18 protein-coding genes and 2 pseudogenes are annotated in these 20,336 nt (G+C 61.3%); 8 read left to right on the forward strand and 12 right to left on the reverse strand.

All coding sequences use genetic code 11. The features are described from left to right. Positions 1-20 precede the first annotated feature (20 nt). From trbJ to BSL82_RS18655, 4 genes are read left to right on the forward strand one after another with little or no spacing between them, the layout of a single operon-like run. Positions 21-776: a P-type conjugative transfer protein TrbJ gene (gene trbJ, locus BSL82_RS18640; protein WP_022675885.1), complete on the forward strand. Its 756-nt coding sequence runs from the start codon at positions 21-23 to the stop codon at positions 774-776. 9 nt (positions 777-785) lie between these two features. Then, positions 786-1,028, forward strand: coding sequence for an EexN family lipoprotein (locus BSL82_RS18645; RefSeq protein WP_019053956.1), 243 nt, complete (start codon positions 786-788; stop codon positions 1,026-1,028). 10 nt (positions 1,029-1,038) lie between these two features. Continuing rightward, positions 1,039-2,754: a P-type conjugative transfer protein TrbL gene (gene trbL, locus BSL82_RS18650; RefSeq protein ID WP_026149856.1), complete on the forward strand. Its 1,716-nt coding sequence runs from the start codon at positions 1,039-1,041 to the stop codon at positions 2,752-2,754. Between the two features lie 2 nt (positions 2,755-2,756). Further along, on the forward strand, positions 2,757-3,869 hold the full coding sequence (locus tag BSL82_RS18655) for a transglycosylase SLT domain-containing protein (protein ID WP_013041568.1): 1,113 nt from the start codon (positions 2,757-2,759) through the stop codon (positions 3,867-3,869). A 20-nt stretch (positions 3,870-3,889) separates the two neighbouring features. Here the strand turns inward: BSL82_RS18655 and BSL82_RS18660 are convergent, their stop codons facing one another. From BSL82_RS18660 to BSL82_RS18675, 4 genes are read right to left on the reverse strand one after another with little or no spacing between them, the layout of a single operon-like run. Next, positions 3,890-4,189 (reverse strand): hypothetical protein, encoded by a 300-nt coding sequence (locus BSL82_RS18660; protein WP_013041567.1) that lies wholly within the window; start codon positions 4,187-4,189, stop codon positions 3,890-3,892. Next, complete coding sequence (locus BSL82_RS18665; protein ID WP_013041566.1) at positions 4,182-4,424, reverse strand: hypothetical protein; 243 nt, start codon at positions 4,422-4,424, stop codon at positions 4,182-4,184. The genes BSL82_RS18660 and BSL82_RS18665 overlap by 8 nt, the downstream gene beginning before the upstream one ends. Continuing rightward, on the reverse strand, positions 4,424-4,750 hold the full coding sequence (locus tag BSL82_RS18670) for a helix-turn-helix domain-containing protein (protein ID WP_006964370.1): 327 nt from the start codon (positions 4,748-4,750) through the stop codon (positions 4,424-4,426). The genes BSL82_RS18665 and BSL82_RS18670 overlap by 1 nt, the downstream gene beginning before the upstream one ends. Then, complete coding sequence (locus BSL82_RS18675; protein WP_013041565.1) at positions 4,747-5,121, reverse strand: type II toxin-antitoxin system RelE/ParE family toxin; 375 nt, start codon at positions 5,119-5,121, stop codon at positions 4,747-4,749. Before BSL82_RS18675 ends, BSL82_RS18670 begins: the two co-directional genes overlap by 4 nt. A gap of 546 nt (positions 5,122-5,667) precedes the next feature. Between BSL82_RS18675 and BSL82_RS18685 the strand changes: the two genes are divergently transcribed. After that, the gene (locus BSL82_RS18685) at positions 5,668-6,690 is read left to right on the forward strand and encodes an IS1595 family transposase (RefSeq protein ID WP_048575010.1); all 1,023 of its coding nucleotides are present in this window, start codon (positions 5,668-5,670) and stop codon (positions 6,688-6,690) included. Positions 6,691-6,757: 67 nt separating this feature from the next. Next, the gene (locus BSL82_RS21230) at positions 6,758-6,955 is read left to right on the forward strand and encodes a hypothetical protein (RefSeq protein WP_072599011.1); all 198 of its coding nucleotides are present in this window, start codon (positions 6,758-6,760) and stop codon (positions 6,953-6,955) included. 330 nt (positions 6,956-7,285) lie between these two features. On the opposite strand, the pseudogene BSL82_RS18695 reads toward BSL82_RS21230, so the two are convergent. The 8 genes and pseudogenes from BSL82_RS18695 to BSL82_RS18740 form a co-directional block, all read right to left on the reverse strand. Continuing rightward, a pseudogene (locus BSL82_RS18695) lies at positions 7,286-8,176 on the reverse strand (IS110 family RNA-guided transposase); the annotation flags it as partial. 63 nt (positions 8,177-8,239) lie between these two features. Then, a complete protein-coding gene (locus BSL82_RS18700) occupies positions 8,240-9,106 on the reverse strand; it encodes a recombinase family protein (RefSeq protein WP_006961816.1) in 867 nt (288 codons plus the stop codon). A 142-nt stretch (positions 9,107-9,248) separates the two neighbouring features. Further along, on the reverse strand, positions 9,249-12,158 hold the full coding sequence (locus tag BSL82_RS18705) for a Tn3 family transposase (protein ID WP_006961814.1): 2,910 nt from the start codon (positions 12,156-12,158) through the stop codon (positions 9,249-9,251). Between the two features lie 499 nt (positions 12,159-12,657). After that, positions 12,658-16,101 carry an ATP-binding protein gene (locus BSL82_RS18710; RefSeq protein ID WP_037523531.1) on the reverse strand — a complete coding sequence of 1,148 codons (3,444 nt, stop codon included), beginning with the start codon at positions 16,099-16,101 and terminating at the stop codon, positions 12,658-12,660. Between the two features lies 1 nt (position 16,102). Further along, a complete protein-coding gene (locus tag BSL82_RS18715; RefSeq protein ID WP_172668339.1) occupies positions 16,103-17,356 on the reverse strand; it encodes a metallophosphoesterase family protein in 1,254 nt (417 codons plus the stop codon). 116 nt (positions 17,357-17,472) lie between these two features. Next, a complete protein-coding gene (locus BSL82_RS18720) occupies positions 17,473-17,910 on the reverse strand; it encodes a hypothetical protein (RefSeq protein ID WP_037523529.1) in 438 nt (145 codons plus the stop codon). Continuing rightward, a complete protein-coding gene (locus tag BSL82_RS18725; protein WP_037523526.1) occupies positions 17,910-18,173 on the reverse strand; it encodes a type II toxin-antitoxin system Phd/YefM family antitoxin in 264 nt (87 codons plus the stop codon). Before BSL82_RS18725 ends, BSL82_RS18720 begins: the two co-directional genes overlap by 1 nt. 553 nt (positions 18,174-18,726) lie before the next feature. Further along, positions 18,727-19,491, reverse strand: coding sequence for an IS6-like element IS6100 family transposase (locus tag BSL82_RS18740; protein WP_001389365.1), 765 nt, complete (start codon positions 19,489-19,491; stop codon positions 18,727-18,729). A gap of 60 nt (positions 19,492-19,551) precedes the next feature. Here BSL82_RS18740 and BSL82_RS18745 point away from each other — a divergent pair. Continuing rightward, a pseudogene (locus BSL82_RS18745) lies at positions 19,552-20,007 on the forward strand (sprT domain-containing protein); the annotation flags it as partial. A gap of 18 nt (positions 20,008-20,025) precedes the next feature. Then, positions 20,026-20,262 carry a hypothetical protein gene (locus BSL82_RS18750; protein ID WP_006954175.1) on the forward strand — a complete coding sequence of 79 codons (237 nt, stop codon included), beginning with the start codon at positions 20,026-20,028 and terminating at the stop codon, positions 20,260-20,262. Positions 20,263-20,336: the final 74 nt, after the last annotated feature.

Genomic DNA, 20,336 nt, shown 5'->3' on the forward strand with positions numbered 1-20,336 from the left:
GATGAAAGGGAGCAAGCAAAATGAAGTCTCGAATTTTAGCCGCTAAAATTTCTTTGGCGATCACTCTCGCGCTGGCGGCCCCGTCCGCCAATGCGCAAATCTCGGTTATCGACGTTGCGAACGTCCGCCAGACAACCGTTTCCGCGCTGCAAAACGTCGCCACGGTGGCGAAGCAAATCCAGCAGTATCAGACGCAGCTACAGCAATACCAAAATATGATTCAGAACACGGTCGGCGCGCCGGTCCAGCTCTGGCAGCAGGCTACGCAAACGATCGACAGCCTCCAAGGGCAGGTCAATCAAATCAGCTCGTTCGCTCGTCAAGCTGGCGACGTGAACACCTACATGAATCAATTCAAAAATCCGTCTTACTATCAGACCAATGCTTGCACGTTCGGGAACTGCACGGCGGCGCAGCGCGCGGCGGCTCTGTCCGCTACTCGCGCCCGCACGACAAGCCAGATGGCCGCAAATGCCGACGCTATGAACGGCATCAACAGCGCCATGACAACGCTTGCGTCTGACGGCCAGCGCCTCGACCAGTTGCAGGCCAATGCCACGGGTGCGAGCGGGCAAATGCAAGCCCTGTCCTACGCCAATCAATTTGCGGCCCAACAAGCCAGTGAGTTGCAGAAAATTCGCGGCGTCCTGCTCGCGCAAAGCGCCGCGCTGACGGCTCAATCGCAATATCAGCTCGATCGCGATGCTGCGGCAACAGAGGCATCGGCCGCAATGCGGAAAACCAAACCGACGCCGATCGGAACCTATCAGAATTAAGGAAAGCCCATGCCGAAATTGCGTCAACTTATCGCCGCGTCCTGCTGCACCGCTACACTTCTTCTCGCGGCCTGCGGCAAGTCCGAGTCCGAACCGAAAACGATGCTCTATTACTCTCAACACCTAGACGAAGCCCGCGAGAAGGTCGCCCGATGCAAATCCGGCGTCGAAACCGACGCGGAGTGCCAAGAAGCGGGCAGCGCACTAGCGCACGAAACCAAGCCGACGCCGATCGGAACCTATCAGAATTGAGGATAGCACTATGAAGGCTCTGGCTCGCCTACACCTGTCCGCCTTGGGGGTGGCGCTCACGCTCGCCGCGACTCCCGCCTATGCGCAATCGCAAGGTATGCTCGATAATGTTCTGAACAAATATAAGAGCATGGCGGCGGCGTGGGCGAGCGTCTTCACAATGCACGCGACAATTCTATTCGGCACACTAGCGGCGGTCAGCCTCATTTGGACGTTCGGGGTAATGGCGTTGCGCCGCGCCGATCTTGGCGAATTTGCTTCGGAAGCAATTCGCTTCGCCATCTTCTGCGGCTTCTTCTGGTGGCTGCTCATCAACGGCCCGGCGATCGGCTTGGCGATCATTGAAGGGCTGCGCTCGTTGGGTGCGCAGGCATCCGGCCTGCCTAACAATCTCGCGCCATCGGGTATTGTGGACATTGGTTTCGACATTTTCCGCCAAGCTGTCGAAGCGTCCAGCGTCCTAACTCCGGTCGATTCCGCTCTTTCTATCTTGGTTTCGCTGGGCATCCTGATTGTTTTGGCTCTCGTCGGCGTGAATATGCTGCTGCTGTTGGCCTCCGGCTATGTCCTCGCCTATGCCGGGGTTATCTTTTTGGGCTTCGGCGGCGCGCGGTGGACCAGCGATATTGCGCTGAACTATTTCAAAACGGTGGTCGCGGTGGGCGCGTCCCTGATGACGATGGTTCTTATCGTCGGCGTCGGCAAAACCTTCCTTGACCAATATTATGCCGCAACGGGCGAGGGTTCGTCTCTCCAAGATTTAGGGACCATGCTTGTCTTCGCGGTCGTCCTTCTGGCGCTCGTAAACAAGGTTCCCGCGATGGTCGGGGGCGTTATAAGCGGCGGCTCGATCCACGCGGCGGGCGGTATCGGAGCCTTTGGGGCAGGGGCCGCGCTGGGTGCTGCCGGGATGGCCGCTGGGGCGGCGGCCACGGGTGGGGCTATGATCGCTGCTGGCGCGATGAACGCTGCGGGTGGAGCCAGCGCGATCAAGGCCGCCTTCGCTGCCGCTGGTGGGAGCGGTGGTGAAGGCGGCCAAACCGGCATGGGAGGCGGGCAACCGCTTTCGTCGGCGGGCGACATGCCGGGAGGCGGCGATAACGGCGGCGGCGGTGGCGGTGGGGGCGGCGGCACGCCCCTTAGCGTCGCTATGGGCGGCGATGGCGGTTCCCCCCCGGCCAATGACAACAGCGGCCTTCAAGGCGGCTCGGAAGCCGCCAGCGCGGGCGGCGGCACGGCTGCAAGCGCCGCTGCGGGTAGCGAGGCGGCCGATCGTGAAGACGGCAACGGCGGCGGCGCTGCCGGTGGCTCGCCTGCGGGGGAGGGGGAGGCCAGCTCCGCCAGCTCGCAAGGTGAAGGCGCGCCCGAAAGTGGCGACACTGGCGGCACGCAACGCACCGGCCTTAGCCGTGCGGCGAAAACCGCAAGCATCCTCGGCGGCGCTGCCGCTGGTATGGCGGTGGGCGCTTTGAAAGAGCGGGTGGGAAATACGGTGGGCGGCCGACTGGCGGCCAATATCCGCGCGTCGGCCGCCTCGGCATCGTCGGGAAGTGAAACGCTCGCTCCCGCGACCGGCGCGGGCAGTCCCGCCAGCTCGTCCGATTCATCGCCACCCCCCACGGCGCAATTCGCGGGCGATACCATTTCGGCCGCCCGTGATGCGGGCGACATGGAGACGCCAGAGGATGAAGTTGCGGCCTTCGTCCAGAGAAGGGGGGACAGCTAATCATGGCCGCTGATCTGCCTCCGGTTGTCATAGAAGAACGGGTGCAATGCTCGATCGCGGCGGCGCTGCGCTATAACATTCCGGCGAACGTCATGCTGGCGGTCGCGGAACAAGAGAACGGTCGGCCCGGCGCGCGCGTCCAGAACACCAATAACACCGCCGATCTTGGCTCGATGCAGCTCAATTCCAGCTATATTCAATCGCTGGCACGCTACGGCATCCGGCCCGAATATGTGCTTGCGGCGGGGTGCTATCCCTACAACCTCGCTGCATGGCGTATCAGAAACCATATCCGGGATGACAAGGGCGACCTGTGGACGCGGGTTGCCAATTATCATTCCCGAACGCCGGTCCATAATGCCCGCTATCGGGCGCTGATTATGGCGAAAGGTGCGCGCTGGGAGGCGTGGCTTTCCTCGCGCTATAATACCTACAGCGTGAACGGCATCCCGGTAAGCGGCGGCGCTCCTGCTGCGCGATCGGCCTCGATCCCGCTCACGATCACGGCGGCCGACGCGACGGGCGGGGGCCAGCTCGCGGCGCAACCGGCGATCGTCCAGCCCCAAGGCAGCGCCGACGCCTCGGCGGGCTATGTCGCCTCGATCTTGGCCGCTGCGTTCAATGCTCGCATAACCGATACGTGGCGGGCGCTGGAAGCCAATTACGGGGCCGCCAACAGCTTTCACAAATATGGGCAGGCGGTGGATTTCGTGCCGCGTGCCGGGCTGCACACGATCACGCGCGAGCAAATCCGCGCCGTGATGGCGCAACATGGTATTCGCGTGGCGGAGCTGCTGGGGCCGGGGGACCGGGGCCATGCCGATCATTGGCATCTGGCTTTCTATACCGGCGATCAGACTCGGCCGCTCGATCGCGCTCAAATTGTCGTCGCCAGAGCGGAACGCGGGGTAGGGGGCCTAACCTCGGCGGCCGTGCAGCCGATGGCCAGCTATGAGGCTGCGCCAGCTCCACAAGCCCGCGTCATGGCGGCTCGGCCGAACGCCGCGCCTATTTCCGTTGCGGTGAATTTCCGGCGCGACATGCTGCATCCTTCGCCTACCGATCCCACGGCGGACCCGCGATTTATTCCGCGCACAATCACCGCCAGCAATTGAAGCGACGGCGCGCTAGGCGCTCAATTCGGCAAGCCGGTGTGGGCGCTGATCCCCATCCCGGCCAGCTCCTCAATGAGCCAGTCTCGAAAGTCCGAAATGGATTTCGCGCCTTCGGCCCTCAAGGCGGCAACGTCTTCCTCTTTGAAACTCCAATCGTCCTTGCCGATGTGGCGCAAGGCGCGCCAAACGCAATGCTTCTGATAGCTGTAGATCGCGCAACGGAGATACCCGCGAACGATCTTTTCCATAGCCGCATCGTCATTGCGGTGGCGATCTAGCAATGCGTCAAGGTCGGCTACGGACGGATTGGGATCAAGCATGGTCGGCCTCGATCTGTAGGGCGAGCTGGGCGAGGCGATCGGGAGCAAGCAAGTCGTCGGCCGCAAGGTCGATAGCGAAGGGTTCGCCGGGTTCGGGCGGCCGTCGATCGGCGGCGAAAGCGGCAAGATAGGGTTGCGCCGCGTCGGTTTCGATCCAGCGCCAGAAGGCAGGCCCTTGGCCGAATAGCCCGGCCTCGAACATATCGAGCCGGGCTTGCGCGAAATCATCGCACATTAGGCGAAGTGGATCACGGCCGATTCAGTGGTCCGCCCCTGCGGGCGCACGACAATATCGACCTTGCAGCCAAGCCGGGTGAGCATGGCTAGAAGCCGCTCAACCGAGACGCTGCGGAACTGGCCTCGCAGGATGCGCGACAATTCCGGTTGGGTAGATCCCGTAACCTTGGCGGCGGCGATCTGCGTCAACTTCCGCTCCTGCATGGCCTCGGCCACACGGGTAACGAGCTGGGCTTTCAAAAGGTGGGTGTCGGGGTCGGCAAAGCCTAGATCGGCAAAGACATTGCCGCTGCCTTCCTCAATGATTTCGTCCTGTGCGCTCATGCTGTGCCTCGCGGGGTCTGGTGTTGCCGGTGATGCTCCTCGGCGGATTTCAGCCGCGTTCGGATCAAATCCATATCGGCCTGCGGCGTGGCCTTGCCCTGCTTGGATTTCTTCTGGAAGGCGTGCAGGACATAGACCGCCTCCGCGAATTTGACCGTATAGACCGTGCGGAACGTATCGCCTTGGTGGTCGTCTATGATCTCGACCACGCCAGCGCCGCCAAAGCCCTTCAACGGCTTAGTGCTGGCGTGCTGCCCGCCTTGCTGCGCAAGGTGCAGGGCATAGCCCATTACGTCCTGCACATCGTCCGGGAACTCCCGAAAATCGCGCTTTGACGATGCCACCCATCGAACCGGCCGTTCCGTATCCATCGCGGCTATTATGCACAAATATACATAGCCCGCAAGCGGAAATTATGCGCGTATGTGCATATTGCCAGCTCGCTATGCCGATTGAGGCGACCGCGATCGGGGCGGCTCAATCGAGCGCCCTGCGCGACGAATGTATCAACGCCGGGGATGCAGGGCCGTAATTTTATGCTAGAGGCCCGGCGCGGCCCACGCCCCCCAATTTGTGCGGCCGTCCACTTCCGACGATGGCCCGCAAGGACTAGCCATCGTCGGAAGACCAACAAACAATCTAGCCGATGCCACGCGCCGCCCCTGTCCGGGCAGGCGAGGGCTGCTTGCCGTTGTAATAAAATTACTGCTCAATCTGGCCCTAGTTGCGCGTGCAATTTCCCTATTGTTGAGTCATCGTCCTCCCTACAGCGACCGAAAGGAGGACTAGGCTATGGTTGATTCCGTGCCTATCCGCTTGACGCATACACCCACTACATCTAGTGGCTGCCTTGTGGCGCGCGCCTGACTTTTCCTGCGGCTTGGTGCCACCCAAAGCGGTTGTAAAGGGTGGGGATTGTGGACGTTCTTGACCGCGACAAGCTGCCGTTCCCGAAATCCCTCCCCGAGTTCCAGCGGCTTTTCCCGGATGATGGCGCTTGCGCGTCCTGGCTTGAAAAAGCTCGCTGGCCTGATGGATTTGCGTGCCCACGCTGTGGCGTCGTCGGCGATCCGTTTCGTTTCACCACTCGGCCTGTCATCCTGATGTGCCGCTCGTGTCGCCGTCAGACCGGCCTGATGGTCGGCACGGCCATGGAACGAAGCCACATCCCGCTCAGCGTGTGGTTCTGGGCCGCTTACCTGGTTGCGAGTCAGACGACCGGCATATCTGCCGTCCAGTTGCAGCGCCAGCTTGGCCTGACCCGGTACGAGACGGCCTTTGGCCTGCTCCATAAACTGCGCGCCGCGATGGTGCGCCCCGATCAGGATCGGATCGGCGGGCAGAGCGGTCAGCATGTCGAGGTCGATGAGACCTGGATCGGCGGGCGAACGCGCGGCGAAGGCCGGGGAACCCACCACAAAACGCTGGTGGTCGCCGCCGTCGAAGTTCGTCACCGGGAGCCTGGCACTGGCCAGGACCGCCGCCGGAACGGACGCTATGCCGGAAGGGTTCGATTGGCCATCGGTGCAGACCGCAGTGCCGGTGCCCTTGGTGGCTTTGTACAGAGCGCGGTCGAGCCGGGAACGCTGGTCATCACCGATGATTGGAGCGGCTATAGCGGGTTGCAGGGCGGCGGTTACGACCATCACGCCATCGCCCAGTGTGGCGACCCGGAGGTGTCCGAAGAGTTCCTGCCCATCGTCCATCTGGTGTTCTCAAACCTCAAAGCGTGGCTCAACGGCATCCACCACGGCGTCAGCACCAAGCATCTGCAAGCCTACCTCAACGAGTTCACTTTCCGCTTCAATCGCCGCTTCTACCCGTTCAACGCCTTCCGATCCCTCCTCGGGATCGCCAGTGATATCGAGGCGCCGACCTTTGCCGAACTCTACTCAGGCCAATGGACCCACCATACCATATCTAGTGGGTGTATGCCTTAAGCGGATAGGCACGGTTGATTCTTCCAATATCTATCGAGAGCAACAGAAAGCGGTTGCCCTAGAGTTCATGGAAAAAGCTCTTGCGATACTCGTTGAGGTCGATGATTCAGCCGCAGATTGTTATCTGCAACAATCAATAGATACGTGCATGGCGTCACCGCGCATGACATTTCCCGAAGATGAATTTTGGGATTGTGTTGATGAATTGCCACATTTGACCGATCGCGTCTTGTTCCTGCATCGGCAGAACGGGGTCGGTACATAGAACGGACCCAGATATACGCTCTCATGACTGCCGTCCGAGACGCTGGCCGAGTTTACTCCTTCGCTGGCCGCTAGACCAGCGGTCGCATTGACCTTGGCGGGTGTGCCGCGGGCGCCTGATCGACGACGATTGATCACGCTCTCATCCGCGGGTTGGTTACCGCACTACCCGTATCCGTCGCTGGGCCTATCCTCCGTCTAAGTTCGGGCGTCGGACGAACCTGCCCCACCGTACACCGTGGATTGCCCATCACAGTCGGGTGCCCGCGGCACGCCGGCCAAGGCTATGCAGGTGGTGTGCTGGCGCCTCCTCTCACTGCTGTTTGGAAGATCAAGCGGCGACCGCCGGTGGTACGCGTCGGGCGATGTCCCAAGCATAGCCGACCAGTTCACGCGCAATCGCGGTGGTCACCTTGGGCTGGGGCTTGCCTGCGGCCGCGAGGCGACGGTAGCGCTGGCAGAGACGAACCTGCGCCTTCCATCCAATCGCCTGGATCTCTTCGGGTAAGTCGATGACGCGCTCACGATAGCGGCGTTCCTCGCGAGCGGGCAGTCGATACGACCAGCCAGCCTCGATCAGCATGGTGCGTGCCTGCGCGTTACCCGCGCGCGTGATCCGACCACGCTTGGTCCGGGCACCGCTGGAATGCTCGGACGGCACCAAGCCGACATAGGCCATCAACTGCTTGGGATTGTCGAAGCGGGTCAGATCACCGACCTCGGCGACCAGCGTCGCGGCGCTGACCAGCCTGATGCCGCGCAGGACCTGAAGATTGCGGACCAGCGGCGCGAAACGCCATGCATCCACCGCTTCGCCCAGCGCCGCCTCGAGCCGTCCAACCCGCGCCTGCGCCTCCAGGACCCGCTTCTGCATCTCCTCGAACGCCAGCTGCTGATGGGGGAAGTCGAACCGCTGTTCGGACAACCACCGCCAATACATCTTCGTCCAGGCCGCCTTGCCGCCGAAACGACGATCGTGCCGCAGCAGGAAGCTACGCACGGTCTGTTTGGCCCCGGTGGCATCTTCCTGTGCGCTGCGTCGGGCGCGGATCAGATCACGCACCGCCTCGTGCGCCTCGTCCGGAACCCAGATCGCGGTAAGCTCGCCGGCACGCAACAGTCGGGCCAGGGTCATTGCGTCACGCCGGTCGGTCTTCACATGATCACCTGGCCGTCGTGGCATCATCGAGGGAGCGATGACGATACAAGCCTGCCCCAGTTTGGCCCAGTCGGCCCGAAGCTGCGATTTTGGCCATGTTGAAGAACAAAGATTGAACATGGCGATCTACCAGGCTCGCTCTTGTCCTCCAATCTCGTAAACATCGGTCTCGATCGAGCACCTGTAGCTCTCTGCGATGTTGAACATCTCTGTCTGGAGAGATGCGATCTCATCATCGAGGCTGACGCCATCGGCACCCTGATCATAGGCGACGGTCAGCGTGTAATCGCAGTTCCCGGTCTTTTGCATCTGGTAATCCCGCTCCAGCATCGCCTCAATGCGCTCGCGAGCGGGCTTTCTGCCACGACCATGCTTGTTGAAGTTCTCGATGGTCAGATGCAGGGCGATGGTGACAGAAGGCGGCTTTTCCGGCAGCCCGATCCTTGAAGGAATGACGTCAAGCGCCCGATAGACGGTCATTCTTGAGATCTTGAGGTCGCGCGCGACGCTGGCCTTGCTCGCGCCGGCGGTGATCCGGCGTCGGATTTCATCGTCATCGATGTTTTTCTTCCGGCCTTTGTAGACGCCTTCGGCGCGCGCCGCCTCGATCCCGGCGCGCTGCCGGTCCTTGATGAACGTCAGTTCCATGTCCGCGACCATGCCCAGAATGGTGATCACCATCCGCCCCATGCTTCCGGCCGTCGTCACCTCCGGCTCAAGCACCCGCAATGAGGCTCCCTTCTGGTCGAGTTCATGAACCAGATTGAGAACATCGCGTGTGGAGCGACCGAGCCGATCGAGACGCAGGACGACGAGTTCGTCATCGGCGCGCAGGAACTGCATGATCGTCTCAAGCTCCGTGCGTCCAGTGCGCGATGCGCCCGAGCCTGTTTCGGAGCGGAGGATTTCACAGCCCGCTGCCTTCAACCGGGCAACCTGGATGTCGAGATCCTGGTCGATGGTGCTGACGCGGGCGTAGCCGACGCGGGTCATGGGCAAATCCGTCACATTAGGGTGGCTTTGCCCTCGTACAGTAACATTGGTGACGGAACCACCCTTTTGTGACATGTCGTATATGTCACTTCCGATCGTCACGTTCGGGTGTACCCAAATGGTGCGAGCGGAAAGGCCCCGGTCAGGCAGCAAGCCGCCCAAAATCGATCCGGCTATTCAGATCGAGGTCGAAGCGGCCATAAGGATTGACGTGGCTGTAAATCAGCGGTGTGAGGCCGCGATAATCATCCGGCGTCATCCGGCCCGTCCATTTCGGTTCCACCAGCACGCTCTGAAGCATTCGGGTGTTCACATAGACAAGCGACGCTTGCAGCAAATGTAGCGCCAGGACCGAGAGCTGCTGCTCATCGATGCGGTTAGTGGCGATCTCGCCGCCCTTGCCGAAGAAAACGAACCCATTGGCACTGTTCCAGTTTTCAACGACATTCAGGCCTTCATGAATTTCGCGGCGGAAGGACTCCTCGCGCAGATACCGGCACAGGAAGATCGTCTTGACCGCGCGGCCCAGCTCACTCAACGCCTTGTAGGTCGGGTGCATCACCTCGGAGCGGCTAAACCGGCGCAGGATCGCCTCCGGGTCGGCGGTTTTTGTCTGCATCGCGGCTGCATATTTGACCATCTCGTCATATTGCTGCTCGATCTCATCCCAGTTGATCGGACTGGAGAGGATCGGCTGCAAGTGGGGAAGCCGCGTTCGCATGCCGACATCGGGAAGAGCCAGCTTCTGGCGAGCGATCGCTTTCAGGCGGGGTGCAAGCTCAAATCCGAGAAGCCGGCAAAATGCAAAGCCAACCGCGCTTTGGCCATGACTATCAACATATTGTCGCTGGATTTCCATGTCGGTGCAATGGCGCAGCACGCCCTCGATCATGGAGGCGACCTCGGAGGAAGAGCAGCGCTTGAGCTGGGAATAGACGCATGTCGCGCGTCGTTCGACATGCCAGTAGATCATGACGCCCCGTCCACCATAACGCGCATGCCATTCCGTCATCAGGTTGCGATCCCAGGCTCCGAACTTTGTGGAATCTGACGCACAGGCCGTGCCGGCGTCCCCCCAGACTGCAGCATTGCGGATTGCCAGGGTCGCATTCGCAACCCTGGCACACGCCTCCTTGAGCGCCGCGGCATGAACGAAGCGGCGATGGACATGCAGCAGCTCTTCATAGCTGACATCGGGGGTGGCGCCGGCGATCCGCTTGAGCCCGGCATTCGTTCCCAGGCCGTAGAGGCATAGCAGGAGACGTTGATCCAGCGCGGTTTTCGGCAGTGCAACACGCGAGGCCGATGTTTCGAACGCTTCGAGAAGTCCCGTATCAAGGGCAGCCTCCTTCAGTACGTCGAGCAGCCCGGTCATCGGCCAGCGTTGGCCGATCTCGGTCTTGATCGAGGCGAGACCCCTGGGTTCGGGCAAGGGTTTGAACGGGGTGAGAGATATACGGTTCTCGCCGCGCCACAGCAGCCGAACCTTGTCGTTCCGGGGAATATTGGCATTGAGGAGCAACAGTTCCTGAGCAAGCTCTTCCCGGATGGCGCTTGAAAATGCACGCGCATCCGCCGTCAGGTTCAATCCTGTGTAATATGCTTCTCGCCGCGCATCGAAGTCCTTGGGAAGATCGTCATCGGGATTGCGGTATCGGTCCGCCCCGACAACCCAGATTTCCTTAGAACGGATGCGATCGCGCAGTTGCGCGAGGACACAAAGCTCATAACTGATCCGGTTTACGCGCCCCTCTTCATCAATGACGGAACTGCGCCATCTCGCCGGAATGACCTCGTCGACCGGCACTGCGTGCGGCGGCACGTAGCGGCATCCATCATCCACTTTGCTTCTGATCCAGTCCAGGGCCGCCAGCACCGGACGCCACACGGCGTTGTTCGACCGGAACTCCAGTGCCGAAAGCAGGCTTGGCAGCATACGGCGATAATGATTGGCCCATGACCTCCGCATCACCTTGTAGATCCGCCGATCCAAGGCGCCCTTTGCCTGGCTTTCCTTGATGATCGCCGCCAGTTTGTCCTTGCCGGCGATTGGGAAAATGACATCGCAGATGCGCCCGGATGGATCGTCGATCGAAGCGCTGGCAATCTCGACCAGGAGTCGCTCCTTGCCATAGACCCGCTCGATGTCTTTCGCGATATCGCCCACCACCTTGCGTTTCGAGCGCGATCCGATCTTATGGACCGTCTCGATCAGCAGGTCGACCATCGCATCCGTAAGCTGAGCTTCCCGCGCCATCAGATAAACGGCATAGAGCCCGAGCTGGCGCGCCGGTACATGCCGGCGCATCTCCGAGGCTTTCTCGCCGGCAACCCGGCGAACGATCTGATCGACCCATGCCTTGCCCGTGACCGATAGGAAATCTCGGGGAAGAGCAAGCCGTTGGATAAAGGCGAGTTTGGCGGTCACGCCAAGAATGTTTTCGAGCGTCGCCTGACCTGCATCCCCCTTCATCGTGTTGAAGCCGGTCGGGCCATCGGGATCGGCGAGCGAGGCTTCCAGCAAGGCGACCGCATCCGGCGCAAGCCGATCGCGGACTCGGGCCAACAGGGCCTCCAGATAGAGGTGTCGTTGCGAACGGACGAGGCGTTCCAGCTCCTTGCGCGACGGCCCATAGATACGGCGGTCGCGGCACCACAGGAAAACATGCTCGAGCATGGCATTGATCGGCTGCCCGCCCGCACAAAGATCGTCGGAAATCCACCTCGACAACGCCCTGCGATCCGTCTGCGTCATACGGCGGAACCCGAGATGCCGCAAAATCTCCGCGCAATGCCGGCGGGCGGTGCGCCCGGAAAAATCATAGTGGTTCACGGATTTGGCATCGAGACCAAGTTGCTCCGCCAGATACAAGACACCGTCGGAGGGTATCGACGCATGATCCGGCACAAAGAAGCCATGCCCGGCGAAAAATCTAAGCTGAACCGCCAATCCCAGTCGTGCCGTCTCCGCTTTGCCGGTCACGAACGCGATGTCCGAAAAACTCAGGCTCCAGGAGCCGATCAGATCCCCACTCGAAACGCCAAGGCTCATAACGCCGCTCCCTTATCGGAGCGGAACGTCGTTCCTCGCATGGGCGATCGTCAACAACAACCAGCCCGTTCCCGACGTGTTCTCCAAGATGACCAAAATCGCAGCTTCGGGCCGACTGGGCCAATTAGCTGCAACTTCATGATTGTGCCAGCATCTTACCCGTTCAAAGAGGTGAGGCGGAGATCTTCACGAAGGAATTGGGCTGTCAGGGTGCAGCACCCTGCAATTCGTCAGTGCCAGAGAAATAGCCAGCGACCCCATCCATGACATACGCGAGCGTCGGCAGGTGTAGATCCGCATAGGCGCCTCGGTTTGGGTTATGGCTTGCGCACTTCAGTTTGATCGGCAGCTTTCGCCAAGATCGGGCGCTCACCGGAGCTGATGTAAACGTCCTACCCTGGTCGGAAGCTAACGGAATAGCGGACGGTCCGCACCTAGGCGTCGAAGTTTGCCGCCTGTACGGCAAGAATGGGACGAAATCGCAGCGTGGGCAGAAGCGCTACGTCAATGAACATTCTGAATGGATAGCCTCCCCCACCACGCTGCGCGCGATAGCGGCGAGATGGGGATGATGAGTGAAGAACAGCACTTGGGTGGAGCGAGCTAGCTCTGCCAGCACCTGAAATCCTGCTTCTGACCGCCGATCATCGAAGTTGACAAATAGATCGTCGGCAAGGAATGGCAGCCGCACGCCAGCGACGACGGACTGCTCCACGGCGGCGAGCCGCAAGGCGAGGAACAATTGGTCTGCAGTCCCCTCACTCATGGCCCCGATCTCGACAACAGTGCGTCCATCGTCGCGCAGTCCCAATAGCCTCGGCGTTGCACCGTCGGCGTCGATCCGCAGCGCCGCATAGCGTCCGGTCGTCAGAGTCGAGAATATCTCGCCGGCACGCAGCAGCATTGGGTCTTGGTGGCGCTCCCGATACTTCTCTATCGCCCAGCGCAGGGTGACCGCTTGCGCCCGTTTGAGAATAAACTGATCGGATAGGACACCAAGTTCCGCCCGCGCCTGCTCGGCGTTGGACGCGGCATCTGCCGCGGGATCCGCGTCGGTCTCCAGGCTTGCGAACACCCGCCTGGCATCACCGTGCGCGGCGGCGGCGGCGGCTACCTCTTCGTTGCGCTCCGCTAGTTCGGCTGTCGTCGTTTGTGTTTTTGCCGCGAGGCTGTCGATATCGACCTCGCCCACTGCATCAAGGAGCTCCGCCAACGACTTGCCATCTCCAGCGGCCGTTATGGTCAGTTCCAGTTCCGTTACTGCATCGCGTAAGGCGCGCGCACGCCGCGAGCGTTCAATAGCGCCGCTCAGCTCACCAAGAGCGGTCGAGGCGGTCTCCTTCATGAGCGGGAGCAGCGCCTCCATCGCGACATCGATCTTTGCAGTCTCGGCTGATATCTCCGCCGTTCTGCTGGCGATCGTTTCCTTCAGCGCCTCCGCGACGTTCCCAGCCGCTCGCGCCGACGTTAGGCGGGCGCATATGAGGTTGAGGCGGTCGGCAACATCAATCGTGGGCGCAATGCCGAGCGCGTCCGCTACAGCCGTCACCTCCTTCTCAAAATCGCGGGCTTCCTGCGCCGCCCCCTCGATGCGAGCCTGCAGCTCAGATTGCCTGGCGATGGCCGCTCGGAGTTCGTCAAGGGCGTCGAGCGTCGCGGTGGCACCGGCAATCTCCAGCTTTAGCCCGGCTTCAGTCAAAAGCAGGTTCCACTGCTCCGCTCGCGTCGCGGCCGCGTCCTCCAATCGCTTTCGACGGCGCCCCAGCGCCTCAGCATCTCGCTCAATTTGCATCGCAGCGGCCTTTTCGAGCTGCTTGCGCTGCGCCGCTTTTTCGCCCTCACTCCGGATCTGCTCAGCGACTGCCAGGACGGGCGCGAGCTCGGCGCCCACTGTCATCCCTTCTCTGGTACCCAGACACTTCACCAACTCGGCACGCGCTGCACCGCGTCGAGCGATTATGTCTTTGGCGGCATCAGTGGTCAAAGTGGCGTGTTGGGCCGCCGCCTCCACCTTGTCCCGGTCGGCGAGCCAGCCCAGGAAACGAGCCGGGTCCATCGCTGGGTAGCCTGAACTGATGAGCTTCTGCTGCCAGGCAGTGCTGATCATTTCTGCGCGCTTGGCCGCGGCGAGCGATCGCGCATCACCTTGGTCGGCTTCGAGATGGAGCTTGGCGCGCCGCTGCGCCATGTCGGCGAGGCGACTGGATTCGTCCGCCGCGGCGAATCGAAGGTCACTCCTCTCGTCTGCTTCAGTGATTGTCGCCTCGAACGCCATGACTGAATGCTCGGGCGACGGGAGTGGTGCTGCCGCCAATATGTGCGCGCGCAGCGGCTGCCATTGTTCGTTGCGCGCGGCTCGCGAGGCAGCAATTTCCTCCGCGGAAATGGCCGTGCCTGAAGACAGCTGCTCCATTTCAAGCGACAGTTTCGCTGCCTCTTGACGCGCGCGTGTGGCGTTCTCGATTTCTCGCGCAATTTCTGTTGCGATGTCGCCGAGCGCAACGCGCGCCTCCTCGATTTCAGCCCGGGTGATATTGGGAAGTGCGAACAGTGTTTGCGCGTCGCCGGCCCATGGCGCCAACCGGGCCAGCGCCTGTTGGAGCGAAGAGGCAGCCAGTTCGGCGTCCCGTTGTGCCGATACACATCGCAGGTCGGCATCCGCCCCAAGCGCACGGGCCGCATCGACCGCGGCAATGATGGCTGAAAGATCGCCGGCCGCCTCCTTTCCTTCGGCTTTCACCGACGCGCGGCGGAGAGCGAGATCCTCTTCGCTTTCGTCAATTTGACGCCGTGCCGACATATCCTCGACATGCTGGAGCGCGAGTTCACGCAGCCTGGAGCTGGCGATCCTGGTAGGAGGATTGCCAATGGTTTCAGTTTCCTCCCGTAGCCTTTCCACCAAGCCAGCTGCGGTGGCCAGCTCGCCCTCTAATCGAACTTGGTCGTTCCGTGCCTTCGACGCTGCACCCGCCGCCGTCACGAGTTCGTCAATTCTCTCGGCTTCGGCCAAGATCAATGGGTCAGTGTCTAAGACACCAATCTTCTCGACTGCCTCCGCCAAGAGCTTCTCGGCCGTCGCTTTTGCGCGCCCGGCAGCATCAGCGTCTGCAATGGCCCGTTCCGCTGCCGCCTCGCGGTGGGGCGAGATGGCGATGGTAGCCGCATGTTCTTCCAGGGCGTTGAGGTGGTCGGCGCGAAGGCGGATGGACGGAGCGATCCGACGGATGCGCTCGATGCGACTGAGCTGCGCGAGCACATCGTCTCGGGCGCGCTGAGCTTTGGTCAAATCCTCCTGCTTCGCGGCGACGGCGCTTTTCGCATCGAGCCAGGCTTTGGGCTTCAGAGACTGGTCCCGAACTGCGCGGCTATGAGTCTCGAAATCCCGTTGCGCCAGGGTGAAGGAACGACGCGCGGAGGCGCGCGGTCCCCAGATCGCGTCTGCCTCAGATTCCAGTTTGGAAAGCTCATCAGAAACGCCAGTTAGTCCCGAACCCGCTGCGAAAAGGGCACGGCCGAGATCGTTACGCGCTTCCACCATCGCGCGGCCGCCCTCGCGCAGACCTTCCTGATTCAGGCTGAATGAGAGACCGAACGTCTCGCGCGTCTGTCCGCGCAGCATCGCGAGCAGCGCACCCTCATCAAGCGGACGGTCATCGGCATCTAGGAGGGTCACGCCTGTGCCCTTCTTGCGCCGCAATGCCAGCGATTTCCCGTCATCTTCGAGCACGGCGCCGACCCTGAGCAGGGAATAATCGTAGATGAAATTATAGGGCGAGCGGGCGGGAAAGCCGAACAACAGGTCCGACACCGCGGCCATAGAGGTAGTCTTGCCGGCTTCGTTGGGCCCATAGATTACGTGAAGGTCGGGTGGGCCTGCCCGGAATGTCAGCTGACAATCCTCGAAATGCCCATAACGCTCGAGGGAAAGGTTGGCAAAGCGCATTTTATTGCCCCCTTGCCAAGCGCGATTGGAGCGCAAGGGTAGCGGTGTTGAGCACTGCGGACCAGTTGCCCTCGCTTGCAGAGCGCCTCAGATCCTGATCCTCAGCGGCACCCAGAGACGTCTGCGCAGCGAGCAGGAATGGAGTTAGGTCCTCGGCCAGCATGGCCGTGAGCACCGGATCCTGGGGCGCCTGGTGGATCAGATTGGCAAGGCCATCTGATACCATGAGGTCGCTGGTTTTCTGGGGCGTCCCCACCTCGACCCTCACCTTTTCAATGAACAGGTCGGGCGAGATGCCGCTGGCTATTGCGCGAGCGTCCTCGCGCAACGTGGCGGCGCGGTCATGCATCGCCCCTGCGTCATCCGTCATCCCAACCAGGACAATACGGGCCACAATCGGCAGGCCCGCAGAGTTTTGTTGCCAGTTCGCGGTCAAGGCAGCCCGCAAAAGATTGGGCACATCCCCCGCCGCCTGATCCGTGCAGTCGACCTCTATCCTCACCCATCGCAGCACGTCGAGCTCCACCCGGTCGATGGATGTGACCTGTAGGTCCTCGACAGTGACGATGACCGCGCCTTTTGCCCCTGTTTCCCTGATGGAGCGCCCTTGGGTGTTGCCAGGGAAGACGACATATGGATCTTCGCAGACGATTTCGTGCTCATGCACATGACCCAGCGCCCAATAATCATATTGCTTCGATCTTAGGTCATCGATGCTGCAGGGCGCATATGCGGCGTGGCCCTGCCGGCCCGCCAGGGCGGTGTGCAGCACGCCAATATTGAAGTGATGTGGAGCCGCTTCGGGATAGGCCTGCACGAGATTGTCCGTGACCGCGGAAGTGGCGAAGCTCTGCCCGCTGATCGCAACGCGAATGTCTGGGAGCAGATGGGTTTGAGGCTTTTTTGTACTAAAGAGCCGCACGTTGGGCGGCCAAGGTACGCTACGTGTGAGAACAGACGCCGCGTCATGGTTGCCCGCAAGCAGGAAGACGGGAATTCTAGCCTGATCCAGCCGCCCCATTGCTCTGGCGAAGTAGAGGCCCGTCCCCATGTCCTTCCAATCGCCGTCAAAGAGGTCGCCAGAAATGACAACAAAATCCACGGCCTCGTCGATGGCGTGCTGCACGAGGTTGTCGAATGCAGCGCGCGTCGCGCCGCGGATCTCAGCGTCTGGGAGGCCCTCGTAACGTGAGAGGCCATAAAGAGGGCTGTCCAGGTGAATATCGGCAGCGTGCAAGAAACGGAAGCTACTCATCATCATCCCCCTGGAGATTGAAGTCGTACCTCAATCCGAAGCGCAATTGCGCGCTATTTCTCCGTGTCCGGCTCACGTCACTCTGGCGCCATGCCGTGACTAGAACGACCTTCACGTCATGATGTGCGATTAACCTGACCAACCCGGCGAGCGTCGAAAGCTTCGAGCCATTTACGGCGAACAATTTCATAGAGGCTGGCAGGGAGCAGACCGTAAGCCACGCTGCCATCCTCATCGCCTGGAACAGGGCGAATGTCGGGACCGGGCCACTGGAAGCGATTGGCTTCAGACAGAATGATCCAGGAACGAGCATCATCGAGGCCGAGGCGGACCTTAGTTCGTGTGGGGATCTCGACCGCAAGCCGCTCATCGGCGGGCGGCGTGTGGGTCACCGGCAGGACTGTGACGATCTGCTGACCATCCTTGGTTATCGTGGTGAGCAGAACGGCACACGGCCGATCCTTGCCGCCGTCCTCAAGGCCGATTTTTGCTTCGTGGCTCCAGAGAAAGGAATATCGAATTACGAGGCCGGGAACCGGTGTAGGAAGCGGCATCAATGATCCCGCAGCTCGTCATCGAAATGGGCAGCCTCCGCTGCCGGACGTGCGGCTGCGATCGCTTCACGATCCTCCTCGGTGAAATCGCTCAGCGAGAGCACTTCTCTGTCGCGGCTCTTGAGCCGCATATATTCAGCATGCGACATGAGGACGAGGCTGTCATGCCCGTGATGAGTAATAGTAAGAGGGCTTTCCAAGGCTCGCCGGCTGATACGGCCGAATGATTTGGATGCCTCAACGGAACTGACAGAATGAGCCATGACGTTTCTCCTGTCCGCATAATACGGATTTTCCGGAGAGGTTCAAGGTGGCGGCTAAGCAAGCGGGGCGCGCCTTCTGGCCTCGCCCCGCTTGCCCCATCAGCTCGGAGCCGAGCTCAAGCCGCCTCTGTTCGTGGCACGAGATCGGCTTCCCATTGATCCAGCAGCCGCGCGACGGCGCAAGTCAACCTGCGCAGCCGCGCAATCTCCACCTCCCCAGCAGATGACGAAGCGGTCAGCGCCATGAGATATCTGTTCAGCCGATCGCGCTCCGTGCGGAGGAATGTCAGAAATGGGTGGGCCATAGCTCAATGCGGTGTCCGATCGAGATCCCGCAGCGCATCGACCGAGAAGGGGTGCCTGACATCGGGTGGATTTCTCATCGCGTGCTCGCCCTCAACGGCATGGGCGTCAGATGCCCACGATGCCAGGATAGATCTTTTCACCTCTGGCTCAAATTGGGGATGATGAACGACATCCAAGGGGTGTTGAAAATGGGGGCTCTGTTGCAAAGATTGGCGGCAGTCAGAGGTAGGCTGTCGCTCTGCGCCGATCAGGCGGCTGCTGCGAAATGGTGGTTGAGCATGCCCATGGCCTCCGTCAGCGCCGAGGGCCCAATGCCAAAAGCTCTCTCCACAAGGCGCACCTCGCCCCTGATGCCGGGCTGCAGGCACCAGGGGCGAGCCTGTCCTTTGCGCAGGGCTCGCATGACTTCGAATCCCTTGATCGTGGCATAGGCCGTGGGGATCGATTTGAAACCGCGCACCGGCTTGATCAGTATCTTGAGCTTTCCGTGATCGGCCTCGATCACGTTATTGAGATACTTCACCTGCCGGTGGGCCGTCTCCCGGTCCAGCTTTCCTTCGCGCTTCAATTCGGTGATCGCTGCACCATAGCTCGGCGCTTTGTCGGTATTGAGCGTGGCAGGCTTTTCCCAGTGCTTCAGGCCTCGCAGGGCCTTGCCCAGGAACCGCTTCGCTGCCTTGGCGCTGCGGGTCGGCGACAGGTAGAAATCGATCGTGTCGCCCCGCTTGTCGACTGCCCGGTACAGGTAGGTCCACTTGCCCCGCACCTTGACGTAGGTTTCATCCAGGCGCCAGCTCGGATCAAAGCCACGCCGCCAGAACCAGCGCAGCCGCTTCTCCATCTCCGGGGCGTAGCACTGGACCCAGCGATAGATCGTCGTATGGTCGACCGAAATGCCGCGTTCCGCCAGCATTTCCTCAAGGTCGCGATAGCTGATCGGATAGCGACAATACCAGCGCACCGCCCACAGGATCACATCACCCTGGAAATGGCGCCACTTGAAATCCGTCATCGTTCCGTCCGTCCAATCTCCGCCAAGCATGCTCAAGCTTCACGATTTTTGCAACAGAGCCAAATGGTCCACGCATGGCAGTTCCATTTCGGCAACCCGTCGCGCTCCGGCTATCACAACCGGGAATGGGCCGACAAAATGGAAGCTATCGGCCTCATGCCGTCCAGCACGGGCCAGCCCGGAGGCGCTAGGACAGGGCAGAAAATGGCCGACTATGCCATTCCGGGCGGCCCCTTCATGCTCGCCACGGATGCCCTGTTGACGCAGAATTTCCGCATTTCGTGGCTCGATCGGTTCCCGGCGATCATGCCGACGCCGGCGATCGACGCCGGCGCCGGCGCCGGCGCTGCTGACGGCCATCTAGCGGACGTGCTTCAGCCCGCCACGGGGAACCGATCGAACCGGATCAAATATCGCTGCCCTACATGCGGCGTGCAGGCATGGGGCAAGCCCGCGCTGCGGCTCCTGTGCGGTGGCGACGATTGCGCCAGCGCGCCCCTCGCCCCTGTCGAATAAAGGGGCTAGGATCGGCCCATGACGATGCGCAGCCTATTCGACGGGGCTTTGACGATGATCCTCTATGTCCTCGCTTTCGCAGCGGGGACAGTGTTCGTGCGGGCCAACTATGATCTGATTGAGGCGCACCCGCTTCTGGTGTTCTTTGTCGGCGCGATCTTCGCCTACCAGCTATTCAACCTGATCCCGCTTGCCGTTGCGACCATCAACGATCACATTCTAGGCCAGCCTGAACAGCGTCATAAGCGAGACTAGAGGCTATCCCTTCGGAATAGCGTTAATATCGAGCGCAAGCGGCTCGGTTTGTCGGGAGCTGCATGGTCCGGGGC

Origin of the sequence: Tardibacter chloracetimidivorans, assembly GCF_001890385.1 — a bacterium.
GTDB lineage: Bacteria > Pseudomonadota > Alphaproteobacteria > Sphingomonadales > Sphingomonadaceae > Tardibacter > Tardibacter chloracetimidivorans.

What these genes read in the sequence shown, in the direction of transcription:
- trbJ (WP_022675885.1), top strand. Translation starts at nt 21, where the DNA reads ATGAAGTCTCGAATTTTAGCCGCTAAAATTTCTTTGGCGATCACTCTC.
- BSL82_RS18645 (WP_019053956.1), top strand. Translation starts at nt 786, where the DNA reads ATGCCGAAATTGCGTCAACTTATCGCCGCGTCCTGCTGCACCGCTACA.
- trbL (WP_026149856.1), top strand. Translation starts at nt 1,039, where the DNA reads ATGAAGGCTCTGGCTCGCCTACACCTGTCCGCCTTGGGGGTGGCGCTC.
- BSL82_RS18655 (WP_013041568.1), top strand. Translation starts at nt 2,757, where the DNA reads ATGGCCGCTGATCTGCCTCCGGTTGTCATAGAAGAACGGGTGCAATGC.
- BSL82_RS18660 (WP_013041567.1), bottom strand. Translation starts at nt 4,189, where the DNA reads ATGCTTGATCCCAATCCGTCCGTAGCCGACCTTGACGCATTGCTAGAT.
- BSL82_RS18665 (WP_013041566.1), bottom strand. Translation starts at nt 4,424, where the DNA reads ATGTGCGATGATTTCGCGCAAGCCCGGCTCGATATGTTCGAGGCCGGG.
- BSL82_RS18670 (WP_006964370.1), bottom strand. Translation starts at nt 4,750, where the DNA reads ATGAGCGCACAGGACGAAATCATTGAGGAAGGCAGCGGCAATGTCTTT.
- BSL82_RS18675 (WP_013041565.1), bottom strand. Translation starts at nt 5,121, where the DNA reads ATGGATACGGAACGGCCGGTTCGATGGGTGGCATCGTCAAAGCGCGAT.
- BSL82_RS21230 (WP_072599011.1), top strand. Translation starts at nt 6,758, where the DNA reads ATGGAAAAAGCTCTTGCGATACTCGTTGAGGTCGATGATTCAGCCGCA.
- BSL82_RS18700 (WP_006961816.1), bottom strand. Translation starts at nt 9,106, where the DNA reads ATGACCCGCGTCGGCTACGCCCGCGTCAGCACCATCGACCAGGATCTC.
- BSL82_RS18705 (WP_006961814.1), bottom strand. Translation starts at nt 12,158, where the DNA reads ATGAGCCTTGGCGTTTCGAGTGGGGATCTGATCGGCTCCTGGAGCCTG.
- BSL82_RS18710 (WP_037523531.1), bottom strand. Translation starts at nt 16,101, where the DNA reads ATGCGCTTTGCCAACCTTTCCCTCGAGCGTTATGGGCATTTCGAGGAT.
- BSL82_RS18715 (WP_172668339.1), bottom strand. Translation starts at nt 17,356, where the DNA reads ATGAGTAGCTTCCGTTTCTTGCACGCTGCCGATATTCACCTGGACAGC.
- BSL82_RS18720 (WP_037523529.1), bottom strand. Translation starts at nt 17,910, where the DNA reads ATGCCGCTTCCTACACCGGTTCCCGGCCTCGTAATTCGATATTCCTTT.
- BSL82_RS18725 (WP_037523526.1), bottom strand. Translation starts at nt 18,173, where the DNA reads ATGGCTCATTCTGTCAGTTCCGTTGAGGCATCCAAATCATTCGGCCGT.
- BSL82_RS18740 (WP_001389365.1), bottom strand. Translation starts at nt 19,491, where the DNA reads ATGACGGATTTCAAGTGGCGCCATTTCCAGGGTGATGTGATCCTGTGG.
- BSL82_RS18750 (WP_006954175.1), top strand. Translation starts at nt 20,026, where the DNA reads ATGACGATGCGCAGCCTATTCGACGGGGCTTTGACGATGATCCTCTAT.